Origin of the sequence: Coprobacter tertius (assembly GCF_024330105.1) — a bacterium.
In the GTDB taxonomy this organism is placed as follows: domain Bacteria; phylum Bacteroidota; class Bacteroidia; order Bacteroidales; family Coprobacteraceae; genus Coprobacter; species Coprobacter tertius.
Genome location: NZ_JANDHW010000013.1, coordinates 65,500 through 82,028, shown reverse-complemented (window position 1 = coordinate 82,028; position 16,529 = coordinate 65,500). Strand labels below are relative to the sequence as shown.

20 protein-coding genes are annotated in these 16,529 nt (G+C 38.2%); 10 read left to right on the top strand and 10 right to left on the bottom strand.

Annotated elements, in window-relative coordinates:
• Positions 1-152: 152 nt before the first annotated feature.
• Together NMU02_RS11730 and NMU02_RS11725 are read right to left on the bottom strand one after the other, a co-directional pair.
• Positions 153-866: a DUF5131 family protein gene (locus tag NMU02_RS11730; protein ID WP_255028115.1), complete on the bottom strand. Its 714-nt coding sequence runs from the start codon at positions 864-866 to the stop codon at positions 153-155.
• 182 nt (positions 867-1,048) lie between these two features.
• The gene (locus NMU02_RS11725) at positions 1,049-1,183 is read right to left on the bottom strand and encodes a hypothetical protein (RefSeq protein WP_255028114.1); all 135 of its coding nucleotides are present in this window, start codon (positions 1,181-1,183) and stop codon (positions 1,049-1,051) included.
• A gap of 319 nt (positions 1,184-1,502) precedes the next feature.
• Between NMU02_RS11725 and NMU02_RS11720 the strand changes: the two genes are divergently transcribed.
• A complete protein-coding gene (locus NMU02_RS11720; protein ID WP_255028113.1) occupies positions 1,503-1,970 on the top strand; it encodes a PepSY-like domain-containing protein in 468 nt (155 codons plus the stop codon).
• A gap of 54 nt (positions 1,971-2,024) precedes the next feature.
• Here the strand turns inward: NMU02_RS11720 and NMU02_RS11715 are convergent, their stop codons facing one another.
• Complete coding sequence (locus tag NMU02_RS11715) at positions 2,025-2,519, bottom strand: dihydrofolate reductase (protein WP_255028112.1); 495 nt, start codon at positions 2,517-2,519, stop codon at positions 2,025-2,027.
• 41 nt (positions 2,520-2,560) lie between these two features.
• Complete coding sequence (locus NMU02_RS11710; protein WP_255028111.1) at positions 2,561-3,355, bottom strand: thymidylate synthase; 795 nt, start codon at positions 3,353-3,355, stop codon at positions 2,561-2,563.
• Between the two features lie 334 nt (positions 3,356-3,689).
• Here NMU02_RS11710 and NMU02_RS11705 point away from each other — a divergent pair, with 334 nt between their 5' ends.
• The 5 genes from NMU02_RS11705 to NMU02_RS11685 are packed head-to-tail and all read left to right on the top strand — an operon-like array spanning position 3,690 to position 9,362.
• Positions 3,690-4,364 (top strand): ABC transporter ATP-binding protein, encoded by a 675-nt coding sequence (locus NMU02_RS11705; RefSeq protein WP_255028110.1) that lies wholly within the window; start codon positions 3,690-3,692, stop codon positions 4,362-4,364.
• 7 nt (positions 4,365-4,371) lie between these two features.
• A complete protein-coding gene (locus NMU02_RS11700) occupies positions 4,372-5,610 on the top strand; it encodes an ABC transporter permease (protein ID WP_255028109.1) in 1,239 nt (412 codons plus the stop codon).
• Positions 5,611-5,626: 16 nt separating this feature from the next.
• Positions 5,627-6,883, top strand: coding sequence for an ABC transporter permease (locus NMU02_RS11695; RefSeq protein WP_255028108.1), 1,257 nt, complete (start codon positions 5,627-5,629; stop codon positions 6,881-6,883).
• Positions 6,884-6,901: 18 nt separating this feature from the next.
• The gene (locus NMU02_RS11690; RefSeq protein ID WP_255028117.1) at positions 6,902-8,014 is read left to right on the top strand and encodes an efflux RND transporter periplasmic adaptor subunit; all 1,113 of its coding nucleotides are present in this window, start codon (positions 6,902-6,904) and stop codon (positions 8,012-8,014) included.
• A gap of 7 nt (positions 8,015-8,021) precedes the next feature.
• Positions 8,022-9,362: a TolC family protein gene (locus NMU02_RS11685; protein ID WP_255028106.1), complete on the top strand. Its 1,341-nt coding sequence runs from the start codon at positions 8,022-8,024 to the stop codon at positions 9,360-9,362.
• Positions 9,363-9,426: 64 nt separating this feature from the next.
• Here NMU02_RS11685 and rsgA read toward each other — a convergent pair whose 3' ends face one another.
• From rsgA to pyrH, 3 genes are all read right to left on the bottom strand, one after another.
• Complete coding sequence (rsgA, locus tag NMU02_RS11680) at positions 9,427-10,365, bottom strand: ribosome small subunit-dependent GTPase A (protein ID WP_255028104.1); 939 nt, start codon at positions 10,363-10,365, stop codon at positions 9,427-9,429.
• A gap of 99 nt (positions 10,366-10,464) precedes the next feature.
• Positions 10,465-11,025 carry a ribosome recycling factor gene (frr, locus tag NMU02_RS11675; RefSeq protein WP_255028102.1) on the bottom strand — a complete coding sequence of 187 codons (561 nt, stop codon included), beginning with the start codon at positions 11,023-11,025 and terminating at the stop codon, positions 10,465-10,467.
• 86 nt (positions 11,026-11,111) lie between these two features.
• A complete protein-coding gene (pyrH, locus tag NMU02_RS11670) occupies positions 11,112-11,822 on the bottom strand; it encodes a UMP kinase (RefSeq protein WP_255028101.1) in 711 nt (236 codons plus the stop codon).
• A gap of 159 nt (positions 11,823-11,981) precedes the next feature.
• Between pyrH and NMU02_RS11665 the strand changes: the two genes are divergently transcribed.
• Positions 11,982-12,869 (top strand): tetratricopeptide repeat protein, encoded by an 888-nt coding sequence (locus NMU02_RS11665; protein WP_255028100.1) that lies wholly within the window; start codon positions 11,982-11,984, stop codon positions 12,867-12,869.
• Here NMU02_RS11665 and NMU02_RS11660 read toward each other — a convergent pair.
• Genes NMU02_RS11660 through NMU02_RS11650 form a run of 3 tightly spaced genes read right to left on the bottom strand, consistent with a single transcriptional unit; the run spans position 12,844 to position 14,318 of the window.
• The gene (locus NMU02_RS11660) at positions 12,844-13,569 is read right to left on the bottom strand and encodes a biotin--[acetyl-CoA-carboxylase] ligase (RefSeq protein ID WP_255028099.1); all 726 of its coding nucleotides are present in this window, start codon (positions 13,567-13,569) and stop codon (positions 12,844-12,846) included. The two genes, NMU02_RS11665 and NMU02_RS11660, sit on opposite strands and share 26 nt — an antisense overlap.
• Before the next feature lie 6 nt (positions 13,570-13,575).
• Entirely contained in the window at positions 13,576-13,941 is a 366-nt protein-coding gene (locus NMU02_RS11655) for an MmcQ/YjbR family DNA-binding protein (protein WP_255028097.1), read from the bottom strand.
• Between the two features lie 5 nt (positions 13,942-13,946).
• Entirely contained in the window at positions 13,947-14,318 is a 372-nt protein-coding gene (locus NMU02_RS11650; protein ID WP_255028095.1) for a YraN family protein, read from the bottom strand.
• 177 nt (positions 14,319-14,495) lie between these two features.
• On the opposite strand from NMU02_RS11650, the gene NMU02_RS11645 reads away from it, so the two are divergent.
• From NMU02_RS11645 to NMU02_RS11635, 3 genes are read left to right on the top strand one after another with little or no spacing between them, the layout of a single operon-like run.
• A complete protein-coding gene (locus NMU02_RS11645; protein ID WP_255028093.1) occupies positions 14,496-15,203 on the top strand; it encodes an SIMPL domain-containing protein in 708 nt (235 codons plus the stop codon).
• 3 nt (positions 15,204-15,206) lie between these two features.
• Positions 15,207-15,644 carry a nucleoside deaminase gene (locus tag NMU02_RS11640; protein ID WP_255028092.1) on the top strand — a complete coding sequence of 146 codons (438 nt, stop codon included), beginning with the start codon at positions 15,207-15,209 and terminating at the stop codon, positions 15,642-15,644.
• Positions 15,645-15,697: 53 nt separating this feature from the next.
• The gene (locus NMU02_RS11635) at positions 15,698-16,411 is read left to right on the top strand and encodes a phosphorylase family protein (RefSeq protein WP_255028091.1); all 714 of its coding nucleotides are present in this window, start codon (positions 15,698-15,700) and stop codon (positions 16,409-16,411) included.
• Positions 16,412-16,529 lie beyond the last annotated feature (118 nt).

The window sequence follows — 16,529 nt, the reverse complement described above, 5'->3', positions numbered from 1 at the left end:
GATTGTTTCTAAAATTCAGATACGTCTTTCGGGGATTCGAAGTATCGAGAGTTGCGTCTTTACCTCTCTACCTTTACCACCTGGCTCTGTTACTCGTATGAGCCTGTTGTGGAATATTTTAATCGTTTTCTGTTTTAATAATTCTTAATTTTTTATTTAAAATCGATTGCGGCCTTTCGAGCCTGACTATGTTGAAATTGTCGTTTTATATGATAAAGTTTTGCATCTTTAAGAAAGTTTGCGCCTGTTTGTTTGAAACGAAAAGGGACATTGTGGTCGATACATTGTTGCCTAATATGTAATACCCAGTCGTAATTACATGTACGGGCATTATTCCCTGATTCACCGCCAACGATTACTTGTTTAATAGAAGGGTCGAGGAATGAATCCAGTTTTATATCCGAGAGTAACGGTTCACATATAATGATCTTATGTTTGATCGGAGCTTTTAAATATATCGGTAATCTATAATCTGCCTGTTTTTGATTTTCTACAGTACAGCAAATAGTAACATTTTCGTATCCTTCGCCCCAATTATCTGGTAGAACATCTATTAATCGATGTATACGTTTTGTGATGAATAAGAATTGGAGATCTTTGCGAATGTGCATCATTTCCCAGGCTTCATTTCTCCAGTCGTCAGCATCATCGACTAAAAAATCGGAACTGAAGCATGTGTATAAGAGTTTACCCGAGGGTACTTTATAATCTCCATTTTTTTTCTTCCTAATCGGTAGATTATAGTCTTGTGTTTTTGTAACAATGGAGCTGTCTTTCCCATGTTTGTTATCGATACGATAAACGTAGCAATTGAGGCAACCTTCACTTAGTTTATGGCATCCATGCCAGGGGTTCCAGATAGACATTTTATTTGTTTAATTAACTGAATGCAAATATAAGTATTTGATCTTTTGAGTAATAATCAAATGCTCGTAAGAATTATTATTGTATTTATGCTTTAATAATAGTTTCGATAAAATGGAGATATAAAAAACGTCGCTATTTAGCGACGTTTATAATGTGTATGTAATGTTTTACAGGATCAGATTCAGAAAGCAGATTGCTTCATCATTAATTTTTGAAGTTCTGCATTTAATCTTTGGCACATAAAGCCATTTCCAACAGTTTTGTAACGTTCGATCTGATATTTCAGCATCGCAATTACATTTTTTTCTTTTTCCATAATTTCAGCTTTTTTTGTTTACCGCCATTCGGTAAACGATTTTACATTTTCATTTTTATACAGTGCAAATATACAAATAAAATCTAAGAAAATATGTTTTACAACATATTATTTGATGCGAAATGAATATTTTTATAGTTTTTTATATAATAGCTATCGAAAAACATAAAGAAATCTTTGTAAAAATCAGCTAAGAATTTTACGTTGTTGAATATTCATAAAATCAGATATATAAGTTCTGAAATATCATTAAACCTAAGGGAGAATTACTTTATGCAGTGTTATGCAAGTAATGATAATTTGTAAACTTTGATATAATATGATGATGAAGAAGATGAAATGGTTTGGATTATTATTCTTGATGGGAGTTTTATCCTTAGCTTTTATTGCGTGTGATGATGATGATAAAATAAGTTTCGATAAGTTGCCTTCGCAGTCTCAGCAATTTATAGATACTTATTTTCGGGGTGTTGCTGTTACAAAAATAGAAAAACGTATAGGCGAACCTCATTATAAGGTATATCTTGCAAACGGATTTGTTGTAAAATTTTATCGGGCAGGTGGATGGCAAGAAGTTGATGGTGGTTCTACCGAAATACCAGAATTGCTTCTTATCGAATTATTGCCTGAGACAATTCCTCAGTATATTAACGAACAATTTCCCGCGGCTAAGATTATTGAAATCAGTCAACATGACTTTGGTTATGAGGTAGAATTAAATACAGTTCCCGAAACGGAAGTTCGGTTCGATCACGATGGAAAGGTTATTATCAATATAATTGATTAAGCTGATGAAGAGGAAAAGGCCGAAATTACGTATGTGATTTCGGCCTTTTATATATTATTTTCGGATATAAGTAACGAAAGAATAAGGGTATTCGTGTTTATTATCCGCAGGAAAATCCTGACGACTTATTTCTTTCCAAATATTTTTATCTATTTCGGGAAAAAAGGAGTCTGCATTGTCAAACTTATGATGTATCTCGGTAATGTATAAAGTTGTTGCCATATCTATCGTTTCTTTATACACCATGGCTCCTCCGATTACAAAAACTTCGTCTTCCGATTCGCATAATTGTAATGCATCTTCTATTGAATAGCATGCAAAAGCATTATCGTAAAATGATTCGGGTACCGATGTAAGTACCAGATTTTTTCGGTCGACTAATGCCCCGTTCGGTAGAGATTCGTAAGTACGTCGCCCCATTATAACAGCATGATTTAACGTCATTTCTTTGAAATGCTTCATGTCATTAGGCAATCGGCACAAAAGCTCTTTGTTTCTGCCGATCGCCAGGTTTTCTGCTACGGCGGCTATTAAAGAAATCTTAGGCATAATATTACTTTTTAATGGTTCGATAATAGATATTTTTTTGTTTAAACGGCGACTTCTCCCTTAATATGGGGATAAGGATCGTATCCGGTAAGTTCGAAATCTTCGTAAGAGAAATCAAAAATACTTTGTATATTCTGATTTATATTCATTTTAGGTAATGGGCGTGGTGTACGACTCAACTGTAATTTTACTTGTTCGAGGTGGTTACGATAAATATGCGCATCACCGAGTGTATGGATAAAATCTCCCGCTTTTAATCCGGTAACCTGGGCAACCATTTTCAGAAGAAGTGCATACGATGCAATATTAAAAGGAACTCCTAAAAAAATATCAGCACTACGTTGGTAGAGTTGAAGGCTCAGCTTGCCGTTCGCTACATAAAATTGGAAAAAAGCATGGCAAGGCGGAAGGTTCATCTGAGGTAAGTCGGCTACATTCCATGCCGATACGATAATACGTCTCGAATCGGGGTTAAGCTTAATCGTTTCTACGGCATCGGTAATTTGGTCGATATGTCCTCCGTTGTAATCGGGCCAAGAGCGCCATTGGTATCCGTAAATATGGCCCAGATCACCGTTCTCATCAGCCCATTCGTTCCAAATCTTTACTCCATGTTCTTGTAAGTATTTTACATTGGTATCTCCTTTAAGAAACCACAACAGTTCGTAAATGATCGATTTCAGGTGCAGTTTTTTAGTAGTTAATAAAGGAAATCCTTCTTCAAGGTTAAATCGCATCTGGTGCCCGAAAACGCTTATTGTTCCAGTACCTGTACGGTCTTCTTTTAAAGTCCCTTCGTTTAATACCCTTTGCAATAAATCGAGATATTGTTTCATATTTTAAAAGTCAAGGCTACAAAAATAAAAATAAAGTATGAAATATTCGATATTTACCCCGAGTAAAACAAATTTTCTCATTGTAAAGTTAAACAATGTTTATGGAACTATATTTTTTATGCTACTATGCAATGCATAATAGTATTTATTTTTAGATTTGTGTATTAAAAGGATACTTTATAGTTATTAGCAAAATTAATATTGTATATATGTATATTCCTGATAGAGGAAAAGGGCATATAAAAATTTTCGATATACTTTCTGTGGTCAACTTATCTTAATTGTAAAAATTATAATTAGAAGCGGGTTATCCGTAAAATATAGAATAAATATCATGATACGATTAGAAGGTGTGAATAAGACCTATTATAACGGAGCCCCACTTCATGTGTTGAAAGGCGTAAATCTTGAAATAGGTAAAGGAGAGTTGGTTTCCATTATGGGAGCTTCGGGCTCCGGGAAATCTACGTTATTGAATATTCTCGGGATATTAGATGATTATGATTCGGGTTCTTATTACCTCGATAATGTACTGATAAAAAATCTTTCTGAGACGAGAGCTTCTGAATTCAGGAATCATATGATCGGTTTTGTCTTTCAGTCTTTTAATCTTATTTCATTTAAAAATGCAGTAGAAAATGTCGCTTTACCGCTTTATTATCAGCAGGTATCTCGTAAAAAGAGGAATGCAATGGCGATGGAATATCTTGAGAGAGTAGGATTGAGCGAACATGCCTTACATTTACCTTCGGAGATGTCGGGAGGACAGAAACAGCGTGTCGCTATTGCACGAGCCTTGATTACGCGTCCGAAAATTATTTTGGCAGATGAGCCTACCGGTGCCCTCGATAGTAAAACCTCACAAGATGTTATGGATTTATTGAAAGAAGTAAATCGGGAGGGAATGACATTGGTGGTTGTTACTCATGAACCGGATATAGCACGGCAAACCGAACGCATCATTCATATCAAAGACGGAGTGATCGGATCTATTGAAAATCTTAAATAATAGGCTCATGTGGGACATTGCAGAAGAGATTTGGAATACTCTTAAAAAGAATAAACTACGTACTTTTCTTACCGGATTTTCGGTTGCCTGGGGTATTTTCATGCTGATTGTTTTATTAGGTGCCGGAAATGGACTGAAACATGGTATGGAGCAGAGTTTCGGACGATGGTCTACTAATACTCTCATGCTTTGGCCTGGGCGCACCTCTGTACCTTATGAAGGGTTACCAAAAGACCGGCGTATTAACTTTAGGGAGGGAGATGATATTATAATGGCCGACCGGGAAACAAAAATAGAGCATATATCTCCTGTCATTGAAATGTGGGGAACGACATTGTCTTATGGAAATGAGTATGGTGCTTATTCGCTTACCGGGGTAAACCCTCATTTCCCGGCAATTGTGCCTATGGAGATAAAATCCGGTAACGGGCGCTTTATCAATAGTGTCGATATGGCGGAAAAAAGGAAGGTGATTGTGATTCATCGCAAGGTGGCCGATATTTTGTTCAGAAATGAGAATCCTTTGGGCAAATATTTACAAGCCAACGATATTGCTTTTCAGGTTATCGGGATTTATGACGACGATAATACAAACCAATATCCATCGGTATATATTCCATTAACAACAGCACAGGCTATTTATAATCCCGTTTCTTACAATAGTATCGATATGACTGTAGGTGACATAACAACAGTCGAAGGGGGAAAAGAAGTGGAAACTCATATACGTAAAATTTTGGGGCGTTTAAAGACGTTTTTCGCAGACGATCCACAGGCTATACATGTATGGAATATACTTGAAAATTATTTGCAGACGATGGGAATCTTTAATGGAATAACTTTATTTGTTTGGGTTATCGGCATCGGGACACTTGTTGCCGGTATCGTAGGGGTAAGTAATATCATGCTTATAACGGTAAAAGAGCGTACTCATGAATTCGGAATCCGAAAAGCGTTGGGTGCTTCTCCGGCTTCGGTCCTGAAATTGGTATTGGCAGAATCTTTGCTTATAACCATTTGTTTCGGTTATGTGGGTATGGTAGCCGGTATAGGAGTGACCGAACTAGTTTCATCTTTCCTTCAGAATATTCCCGATGAAAGTGCTATTTTTAAAGATCCTACGGTCGATCTTTCTATTGCCATAATGTCTACATTAGTATTGGTAATAGCTGGGGTGGCGGCTGGGTATTTCCCTGCAAGAAAAGCGGTTGGAATAAGACCTATAGAGGCACTTAGAAGTGAATAATTAAAACGGTAATAAGATGTTTGACAAAGATAAATGGCAGGAAATATGGATGACCATTACCCGTAACAAGATGCGGAGTTTTTTGACTGCGTTCGGTGTGTTTTGGGGGATATTCATGCTTGTAGTTATGTCGGGATCGGGACATGGTCTCGAAAATGGAGTTATGGCAGGGATAAAAGATTTTGCGAAAAATTCTTGTTTTTTTTATTCCAATAATACCGATGAAGCTTATAAAGGATTTAAAAAAGGTCGTTCTTGGACAATGCACACTTCTGATTTAGAAATTATTAAGAGCCGCATTCCCGGATTGGAATATTATTCTGCCATGCTTATGGAATGGAAACGAGATAAAAATACGATAAGGGGAGAAAGATCGGGATCGTTCTATATTAAAGGATTTTCTCCCGATTATATACATATAGAACCACAGCAATTGATTTATGGTCGATATATAAACGAAATGGATATAAAAGATAAACGAAAGGTTTGTGTCATCGGGAAACGGGTATATGACGAAATGTTTTTCGGTGAAAATCCATTGGGGAAAATGTTGCAGGTAGATGGAATTATTTATAAAGTTATCGGTGTAAATAATCCTGTGTCCAAGATACAAATCGGAGGACCGTCTGAGGAATCTATAACATTGCCGTTCAGTACGATGCAACAAAGCTATCAGCGAGGAGATCGTATAGATATGATTGCTGTAACCGGTGACGAAAACATATCCATTAGTTCTATCGAAGAAAAAATTAAAGATCTGATAAAAAATAATAATTCGATTTCTCCTACCGATATTCAGGCCGTGGGTAGTATGAATGCCGAAAAAGAATTTAAAATGGTGTATAATCTTTTTACCGGTATAAACTGGCTGATTTGGATTGTCGGAGCTGGTACTTTATTAGCCGGAGTTGTCGGTGTGAGTAACATAATGCTGGTTTCGGTGCGTGAAAGAACCCGAGAGATAGGAATTAGACGGGCTTTAGGAGCTAAGCCGTCATCGATCCTGATACAGATTTTGAGTGAGAGCGTACTACTAACAGCTTTGGCTGGGTTTATCGGATTATGTGCAGGGGTAGGGTTGTTGCAACTTGTGAGTAATGTGTTAGATGCGAATATGTCTGGTGATAATGTTTTTTTTACTTCACCACAGATTCCATTCAGCACGGCTGTAATTGCAACGTTGGTATTACTTGTTTTCGGCTCTTTGGCGGGTATGTTGCCGGCATGGAGAGCGTTGCAGATAAAAGCGATAGATGCGATACGAGAAGAATAATATAAAATTAAATAAAAAATATCGATGAAAAAGTACTTGAAGATTCTGACCCTTGTGGTGTTTGCCGCAATATTGATATGGACTTTCGTTTTTCTATATAGGAAATCGAGACCGGTTGAGGAACGATATGATATCGTAATCCCCCGAACCGCTACTATTGAGAAAAAAACGGTAGCGACCGGTAAAGTGGAACCGCGTGATGAAGTGCTTATAAAACCGCAGATTCCCGGTATTATTTCGGCTGTTTATAAAGAGGCAGGTCAAAAAGTACGTACCGGTGAAGTGATTGCTTTGATTAAAGTAATACCAGAGATGGGAACATTAAATGCAGCTGAATCACGAGTGAATGTAGCGAAGATTAATGCCGAACAGTCGAAACAGGACTATGACAGATCGAACGAATTATTCCAGTCGGGTGTAATTTCGAAAGAAGAATACGAAAAAGCCCGTACTCAATATAATCAGTCGAAAGAAGAATTGCAAAATGCGCAGGATAATCTCGAAATTGTACGGGATGGTATTTCGAGCCGTTCTGCACAATACAGTAATACACAAATACGTTCGACTATCGACGGAATGATTCTTGATGTACCTATTAAAGTCGGGAATTCGGTTATACAATCGAACAACTTCAACGACGGAACTACCGTAGCATCGGTTGCTAATATGAACGACATGATATTTAAAGGTAAAATCGATGAAACGGAGGTAGGACGTCTTCATGAAGGAATGCCCATTACATTGAGCGTAGGTGCTTTACAAGAGAAAAAATTCGGAGCCCGATTAGAATATATCTCCCCGAAAGGAACCGAAGAAAACGGAACGGTATTTTTTGAGATAAAAGCTGCGGCTTCTATTCCCGATTCTGTTTTTGTGAGAGCTGGTTACAGTGCAAATGCCGAGATTATACTCGATAGTCGCAAAGATGTGCTTTCTATTCCCGAAAGTTCTGTCGAGTTTAGCGGTGATTCTACATTTGTTTATCTTTTAAAAGATTCTATTTCTAAACCTCCTGTATTTAAACGTCATGCAGTGAAAGTCGGTTTATCCGACGGGATAAACATTCAGGTATTATCGGGATTAAATAGTAAGGATAAGGTACGAGGAAATAAAATAATAGCCAATAAGTAAGAGTGTTATGAAAAAGATTAAGTTACTGTTTCTGGGCACTTGTTGCTGTATAGGACTGTCGGCACAACAACAAGGAGGGTGGAGCCTTGCAAAGTGTATTGATTATGCAATTGAAAATAATATAACGGTAAAACAACGAGGGCTCGATAAAGAAAGTAGCAGTATTCAATTGAATACTTTACAGATGAGTCGTTTGCCGAGTGTGAATGGAGGGGTAGGCCAGAATGTATATTTTGGCCGAAGTCCTGGGCGTACCGGTGTCTACGAAGATCAATCGCAGGCTTCTACATCCTTTACTTTATCGGCCTCTGCTCCTGTTTTTACCGGTTTTCGTTTAATCAACCAGGTAAAATCTGCTAAACTCGATCTGAAATCGGCTGTAGAGGATTTAAATAAGGCAAAAGAAGATGTATCTCTGCAGGTGACCTCTTATTTTTTACAGGTACTTTTTAATAAAGAGCTGGTGCGTATTGCAAAAGAACAGGTCGATTTGGATAAATTACAGCTTGAAAAAACAGAGGCATTGGTAAATGCCGGCCGAAGTCCCGAGTCGGCTCTTTACGATAGCCGTTCGTTATTGGCAACAGATGAATTAAACCTTACACAGGCAGAGAATAATCTTTCGCTTTCCTTGGTCGATTTGTCTCAAATGCTCAATCTTGAAACAGCTGACGGGTTCGATATAGAGGTTCCGGATGTAGAGCAGATTACGATAGATCAAACGGCATCATTGGTGACGCCACGGGATGCATTTCAATACTCGATAGAAAATCGTCCTGGTATAAAATCGGCAAAATATCAGTTGGAGAGCAGTAGATACGGTTTAAAGGTTGCTAAATCGGGGTATTTCCCTACAATCGGAGTATCTGGAGGCTATGGGAATAGTTTTTTTAAAGTATTGAAAGGGAGCCGCGACAGCAGCCCTTCTTTTATTCGTCAAATGCAGAATAACGGAAATGAGTCGGTTTCGTTTTCCTTATCGGTCCCTATTTTCGATGCTCTTTCAACTCGGAATCAAGTACGTCAGGCAAGGGTACGTATACATATGCAACAATTAGCTTTGGAAAATGTCCGGCTGACTCTGAGTAAAGAAATAGAACAGGCTTATTATTCAGCTATAGCTGCACATAAAAAATATATCTCTTCTGAGAAATCGGTTACGGCTGCCCAGATAGCTTTTGAATATGGACAGAAAAAATATGAGGCCGGTAAATCGACTGTATTTGAATATAGCGATTTGAAGACAAGATATGAAAAAAGTTTGTCTGATCAGTTGCAGGCTAAGTATGAATTTTTATTCCGCTCGAAGGTTCTTGATTTTTATAATGGGAAGCCTTTGGCTTTCTGATTAGGGAAAATAGATTTTACATATTCGGAGTGCATTCCTGAATGAATTAGAAACATTTGGGAATTTAATACCCTGTTCTATATTTACCTTCAGTGCTGTCGTTGATAATGCTCAGGTAACTGTTGTACCGGGATTCACTGATATAATGGTTTTTTAATGCTTCGAGCACTGCGCATCCGGGTTCGTGACGATGCGTGCAATTGTTGAAACGGCAATTATGGGAAATTTTGAAAATTTCGGGGAAGAAATGAGCCACTTCTTCCGGATTGAAATCTATTGTCCCGAATCCCTTGATTCCCGGAGTATCGATAACATATCCTCCTCCGGGCAGTTCGAACATTTCTGAAAAAGTGGTTGTATGCATCCCCTTATGATGAGATTCGGAGATAGTTCCTGTTTTTAAATTCAGTTCGGGTAATAAAGTATTGATAATCGTAGATTTTCCTACTCCCGAGTTTCCCGAAAGTAAAGTTATTTTACCCTCCAGTATATTCCTTATTGTATCCATTCCTTCTCCGGTTTTGCCTGATATTTGATGGCAATCGTATCCTATTGTCGAGTACAGATGGCAGATACCGTCAGCTAATTCTTTGTCGTCTTTGTTATACAGGTCGATTTTGTTTATTACGATTTTTACCGGGATACGGTACGCTTCGGCTGTAGCCAGAAAACGGTCGATAAATGTAAGATTGGTTTCGGGGTAATTTACGGTAACAATGAGCATGGCCAGGTCTATATTAGAGGCCAATATATGTGATTCTTTCGATAGATTGGACGCCTTTCGTATAATGTAGTTTTTCCGTTCTTCGATTTCTGTAATAAAGGCAGATCCCTCCTTATTAATTTCTATTTTTACGCGGTCTCCTACGGCAATAGGATTGGTGCTTCTAATACCTTTTAATCGGAAATTACCCTTTATTTTGCATTCGACAATTTCACCGTTCCCTGTTTTTACAAGGTACCAGCTTCCGGTATTTTTTATCACGAGTCCGCTTGTTGTCATCAGTATAGTAGAAGTAGTTATATAAAAATAAAAACTAAAAGCAAGTTAATCAGATAAAGCAAATATCTGTCACTTACTTTTAGTTTTCTATAAGATTATTTATACGGTAAGTATCTCTTTTTCTTTGGCAGCGAACATTTCGTCTATTTTCTTTACGAATTTATCATGAATTTTTTGTACGCTGGTTTCTCCATCTTTTTCCACATCTTCAGGGAGTCCCTCTTTAATAGCTTTTTTTAACCCTTCGATAGCGTCGCGCCGAGCGTTGCGGACACTTACTTTAGCATTTTCAGCTTCCTGTTTTGCTTGTTTAACAAGAGTTTTACGACGTTCTTCAGTAAGAGGAGGTATTCCTAAACGAATGATTTCACCATTATTTTCGGGTGTTATTCCTACTTCTGAATTAATAATGGCTTTTTCGATTTCTTTAAACATTGCTTTTTCCCAGGGTTGTATTGCAATGGTACGTGCATCGGGTGTTGTAATCGTTGCTACGTTGCTAATGGGTACTGTGCTTCCGTAATATTCTACTCGTACGCCGTCGAGAATACGGGGATTGGCTTTCCCGGCACGAATGTGCGCCAGTGCTTCATCAAGAAATTCAACAGCCATTTGCATTTTTTCTTCGGCTGCGTCTAAATATTGTTTTACTTCTGCCATAGATTTTTGTATATGCTGATTAAACAAATTAATTAAAACAAATATACGATTGTTTTGCCAATTAACAAAACCCGGGAAAGTTTATATCAATATACCAAAGTTCCGATATTTTCACCGGTGAGTACCTTTTTCAGATTTCCTACTGTATCCATGTCGAAGACGATGATGGGTAGCTTATTTTCTTTGCATAAGGTAGTGGCGGTAAGATCCATTACTTTCAGTCCTCGGGTATAAATTTCGTCATAGCTTATTTTTTCGAATTTTACTGCACTCGGATCTTTTTCGGGATCAGTAGTATAAATTCCGTCTACACGTGTTCCTTTCAGCATCACTTCTGCCTCGATTTCTATTCCCCTGAGAGCCGATCCGGTATCTGTTGTAAAAAAGGGGTTTCCCGTACCTCCTGAAATTATCGCTATTTCTCCTTTCTGCATTGCTTCAATAGCTTTCCATTTACTGTAATATTCGCCAATGGGAAACATATTTATCGCTGTAAATACGCGTGACTTTTGGCCTGCAGCAGTAAGGGCAGAACTCAATGCCAGACTATTGATAACTGTTGCGAGCATCCCCATCTGATCTCCTTTTACCCGGTCGAATCCCCGTGAGGCTCCGCTTAATCCTCTAAAAATGTTCCCTCCGCCGATAACGATACCTGTTTCGATACCCAGAGACACTATTTCTTTAATTTGGGTAGCATACTCTGAAAGTCTTTTTTCGTCGAGTCCGTATTGTTTGTCGCCCATAAGCGACTCTCCGCTCAATTTCAATAAAATACGTTTATATTTAAGATCCATTTTTCGTAATATTTTTTTATGATGTGTATTATTTGTTCTACAAGAATTAAATCAGGTCAAATTTAACGATTTTAACTGATTCCTTTTATCTATACTCCTGAAAAAGATGGGGGAGATATTCCTTTTTTTGTACATTTGTATAGTAATAAAGGTTGGGTGATGAAAAAAAAGGTTGCTTTTACATTTCTGTTTTTTATGTTGATGCTTTTAGCTGCATTTCCGGCTAATGATAAGAAGCTTTATCGTCAGGCCGATGTGCATTTTGCCAATCGGGAGTGGAATGAAGCATTAATGATATATGATAAATTGCTTGTTACCGATAAAAAAAATGTCTCTTTATATGTTGGTGCGATAGTTTCGGCTTCGGAAGTGAAATCACCTCAGTCTGTTTTGCATTATATCGAGTTATCAGAGGCGAACGGAGTTTCACTTGATTCTCTTTTTGTATCGGTAGATCGTAAATCCCGTATCTTGAGAAATTCGGCGATTTACGAAAATATGCTTCTGATGATGAAACAACAACAGCCTTGGTTGAAATCACTGATAAATCGTTATTTGTTAAATTACTACCTTTTCAGACATGATAGTGAAGGAGTAATCGCCGTTACAGGTGAATTACTGGAGCAGTTGCCTGATAATATGGATTTTCTTAAAGCTCGGGGAGACGCTTTGTTTGAAGTCGGTCGGGAAAGAGAATCGGTAGAATATTTTAACCGTATGCTTGAAATTGATGATAAAAACCTCGATGCTTATATTTTTCTCGGTATTTATAATTTTTGGAAAGGTTCGCTCGAGATGAAAAAAATTAATAACGAATTTAACCGGTTAGTTACTCCTACACGTATGCAATATGCGTCTCACCGGAAGAAACAGCGAGATTTACTTGATACTCGTTTTGCTGCTTCCGAAAAATATCTTGAGAAAGCTTTGGCGATAAAACCGACTCCCTATATCCGTGATGTTTTGTATAACATTTATGTGCAGCGTTCGGAAGTGGATAAAGCCCAAGCAATAAAGAGGGCTAAAGCACGTAAGCAACTTCTTTAAATGCGTATGCTTGTATTTCTCCTCTTGAAGTTTCGAGAAGAATATGCCCGTTTTCATCGACACCTGCAATGCGAGCTTTAAATTTTTTCGTCTCAGATATAAAATCGTGATATCCTTCGTTACGGTATAGTGATGAGAGGTATTCTTGGTTCAGGGTAATGCGTTCTGAATCGGAGTAGCTGAAATATCTTTGTGCAATCGCATCGAGAATATCTGCTAATAAGCCTTCCCGGTCATATCTTTCTCCTGTAATTTGGAATAGTGATACGGGATTAGGAGCATCCGATTTGAATCGTTTTTGATTTACGTTGATACCGATACCTGTAATACTTTGGCTGATCATATTTCCTGTAAGATCATTTTCGATGAGGATTCCCGCGATCTTTCTGTCTTTCCAATAAATATCATTGGGCCACTTTATCGAAAAATTTGTATCGAAGCGTTTTAATATATCGATTATTCCTAAGGAAATGATTTGGGAGAGTACGAACTGATGATGAGCCGGTATCTGTTCCGGAAATAATAGTAAGCTGAAAGTAATATTTTCTCCTGCCTCAGATTCCCAACTGTTTCCACGTTGACCTTTTCCCGCATTTTGATATTCGGCCCAAACGACAGTCCCTTCTTCGGGGGTTTCATTATTACAAAGTTTTCGGAGATAATTGTTGGTCGAATCAGTTTCAGGTAAACGGATAATCATATTTGTTTATATTTCGTTTAAAGATTTCTCTAATTCTTCTCTTTTCGATTTGGGCAGTTTTTTTATTACTTCGGTGTAGGAGTGAAATATCCACTCCTGAAGAAGGTCGTCTCGTACGCCATCCATACGTACGGTGTTCCAATATTTTTTATTGGCATGGAACCCAGGAATTACAAATGAGTATTTTTCTCGTAATTCTATCGCCTTTTCAGGATCGCATTTTACGTTGAACCAATGTTCTCCGTCTTCGAGATCGGTGTACAGAAACATCTTTCCAGAAACTTTAAAAACAAGAGTCGATTCATCGAAAGGAAAACATTCGGTTACTTCTGGGAAACTCAGGCAGTATTCCCGTAAAGTCTCAAAATCCATATAATTTATTTTTCTAAAGGTGGATAAAAAGCATCTTGTACATGTTCCAGAAGTCTGTCATCTCCTTCACCTGTTATCGTGATTACATCGAATCGGGTTGTTTCAAAGGGGATATCGGTGTATTTAAGATAAGCGTCTGCCGCATGTACGAGATGTCTTATTTTTTTTTCGTTAATCGCTTCTTCCGGAAAACCGTATTTATCAGTGGAACGTGTTTTTACTTCCACGATGACCAAAGTTGTTTTGTCGGTAGCGACAATGTCTATTTCGAGTTTTCCGTCTCTCCAGTTCATATCGCGAATATCGTATCCCTGAGTGATAAGATATTCGGCAGCCAGTTGTTCTCCGGTTTTCCCTCGTATATTGTGTATTGCCATATTTAGTGCCTATACCGATAACAAAGATATATATAAAACCGGTTATTATAGCAGAGAATCGTTTTAAAATGAATCGGTACCTGTTGTATTGGTGAACTTTGTCGATTATTGTATTGATATATTCGTGTTATTTGATTAGATTTGTATGTAATAATAACTAATTAAAATTTCTTTGTGATGAAGAGTGTTCAGATATCTGTGGCCGGATTGCTGGTAGCGGTTGGGCTGCTTTTATTAGGTCTTACTTTGGGTCATTCCCTGATCGAAGTGAAAGATAAAGACCGTGTGGTGAATGTAAAAGGTCTTTCCGAAAAGGAAATGCCCGCCGACAGAGTGATCTGGCCTTTGGTATTTAAAGAAGTCGGGAATGATATCGTTACGATATATAACAGTGTAAATCAGAAAAATAATATGATCATAGCTTTTTTGAAAAAACATAATATCGACGATAGCGAGATTACCGTTTCGGCTCCGCAAATTATAGATATGCAGGCAGAGCGCTATGGCAGTGACCGTTCTCCCTATCGTTATAATGTGACTTCGGTGGTTACGGTAGCCTCTGGTAAGGTCGACCAAGTGCGACAATTGATGACACAACAAACCGAACTCTTAAAAGAGGGAATCGCTCTTACAGTGGGAGATTATCAGTATCGTACCGAATTTTTATTTACAAAACTCAATGAAATTAAACCCGCTATGGTGGAGGAGGCTACAAAGAATGCACGCGTAACTGCTGAGAAATTCGCCCACGACTCAGATAGCAAATTAGGAAAAATACGTACAGCTTATCAGGGACAATTCTCTATTTCAGACCGGGATGCTAATACTCCTTATATTAAGAGCATAAGAGTAGTAACTACCGTAGATTATTATCTTGAAGACTGATGAATGGATAATCCACACGAATATTTTATGAAATTTGCACTTCGGGAAGCAAAAGATGCAGAGTCCCGGGGTGAAATACCCGTTGGGGCGGTAGTCGTTTGTAACGGACGCATCATTGCCCGAGCTCATAATCTTACCGAAACTCTTACCGATGTAACAGCACACGCCGAAATGCAGGCGATTACATCGGCTGCAAATGTTTTGGGCGGTAAATATCTTACCGACTGTACTTTATATGTAACTCTCGAGCCATGCGTTATGTGTGCTGGTGCTTTGGGTTGGTCGCAGATCGGAACGGTCGTTTACGGTGCTATCGACGAGAAACGGGGATTTGGTAAATTTGCTCCTGGAGCCTTACATCCTAAAACAAAAGTAGTGGCCGGAATATTGGCTGATGAATGCGCGTCTCTTTTGAGCGATTTTTTTAAGAAAAGAAGATGAGTGTATTTGTTGCTGCATATTCTTTTATGTATAATTATGATGTGATTTAAGAGATGAAGAAAATATGTTTTATTGTAGCTATGATGGCTGAGGCGAAGCCATTGATACGGCATTTTTCCCTGATACATCAGGGCGGACGTTTCGGCCAGGCACCGGTACAGGCTTACAGAGGGGTGTATAAAGATAAAGAGATCATTCTTGTCGTAAATGGACAGGATTCTGAAACCGGTCTCGATTATATCGGTTGTGAGGCAGCTACGTTAAGTACTCATTTGGCAATAACCTTTTATCAGCCCGATATAATAATAAATGCCGGAACTGCCGGTGGATTTGCTTCTAAGGGGGCCGAAGTCGGAGACATATATCTTAGTCATAAATACATTGTTTTTCATGACCGTCGTGTCGATATCCCGGGATGGAATCGTATGGGACAAGGATATTTTCGTTGTATCGATTCCGATAAGATAGCTTTGGCAGGAGGTTTTAAGCAAGGTATATGTACCTCGGGAAGTTCGTTGGATATGACGGCTGAAGATGCCGAGCAAATGAGACAGACAGGAGGTGAAATAAAAGATATGGAAGCTGCTGCCATTGCTTGGGTTGCACAACTTTATAACGTACCTTTATTGTGCGTAAAGGCAATAACCGATTTGGTAGGCGGCGGTTCTACGCCAGAGCAATTCGATAAGAATATTGCGATGGCAACTTCCAAGTTAAAAGATGCTTGTTTCAGAATCGTCGATGAGGATTTGCTTGCCCTTAAATAAAGACAGGAATGCTTTTATAGTTTTAATTCTGCTCTAAAAAAGATAAAAGTTATTTTTATTACAAACTATCGATCGCTTTCGACTGTTATACTTTGACTTTTAATAACTTATTAATAGG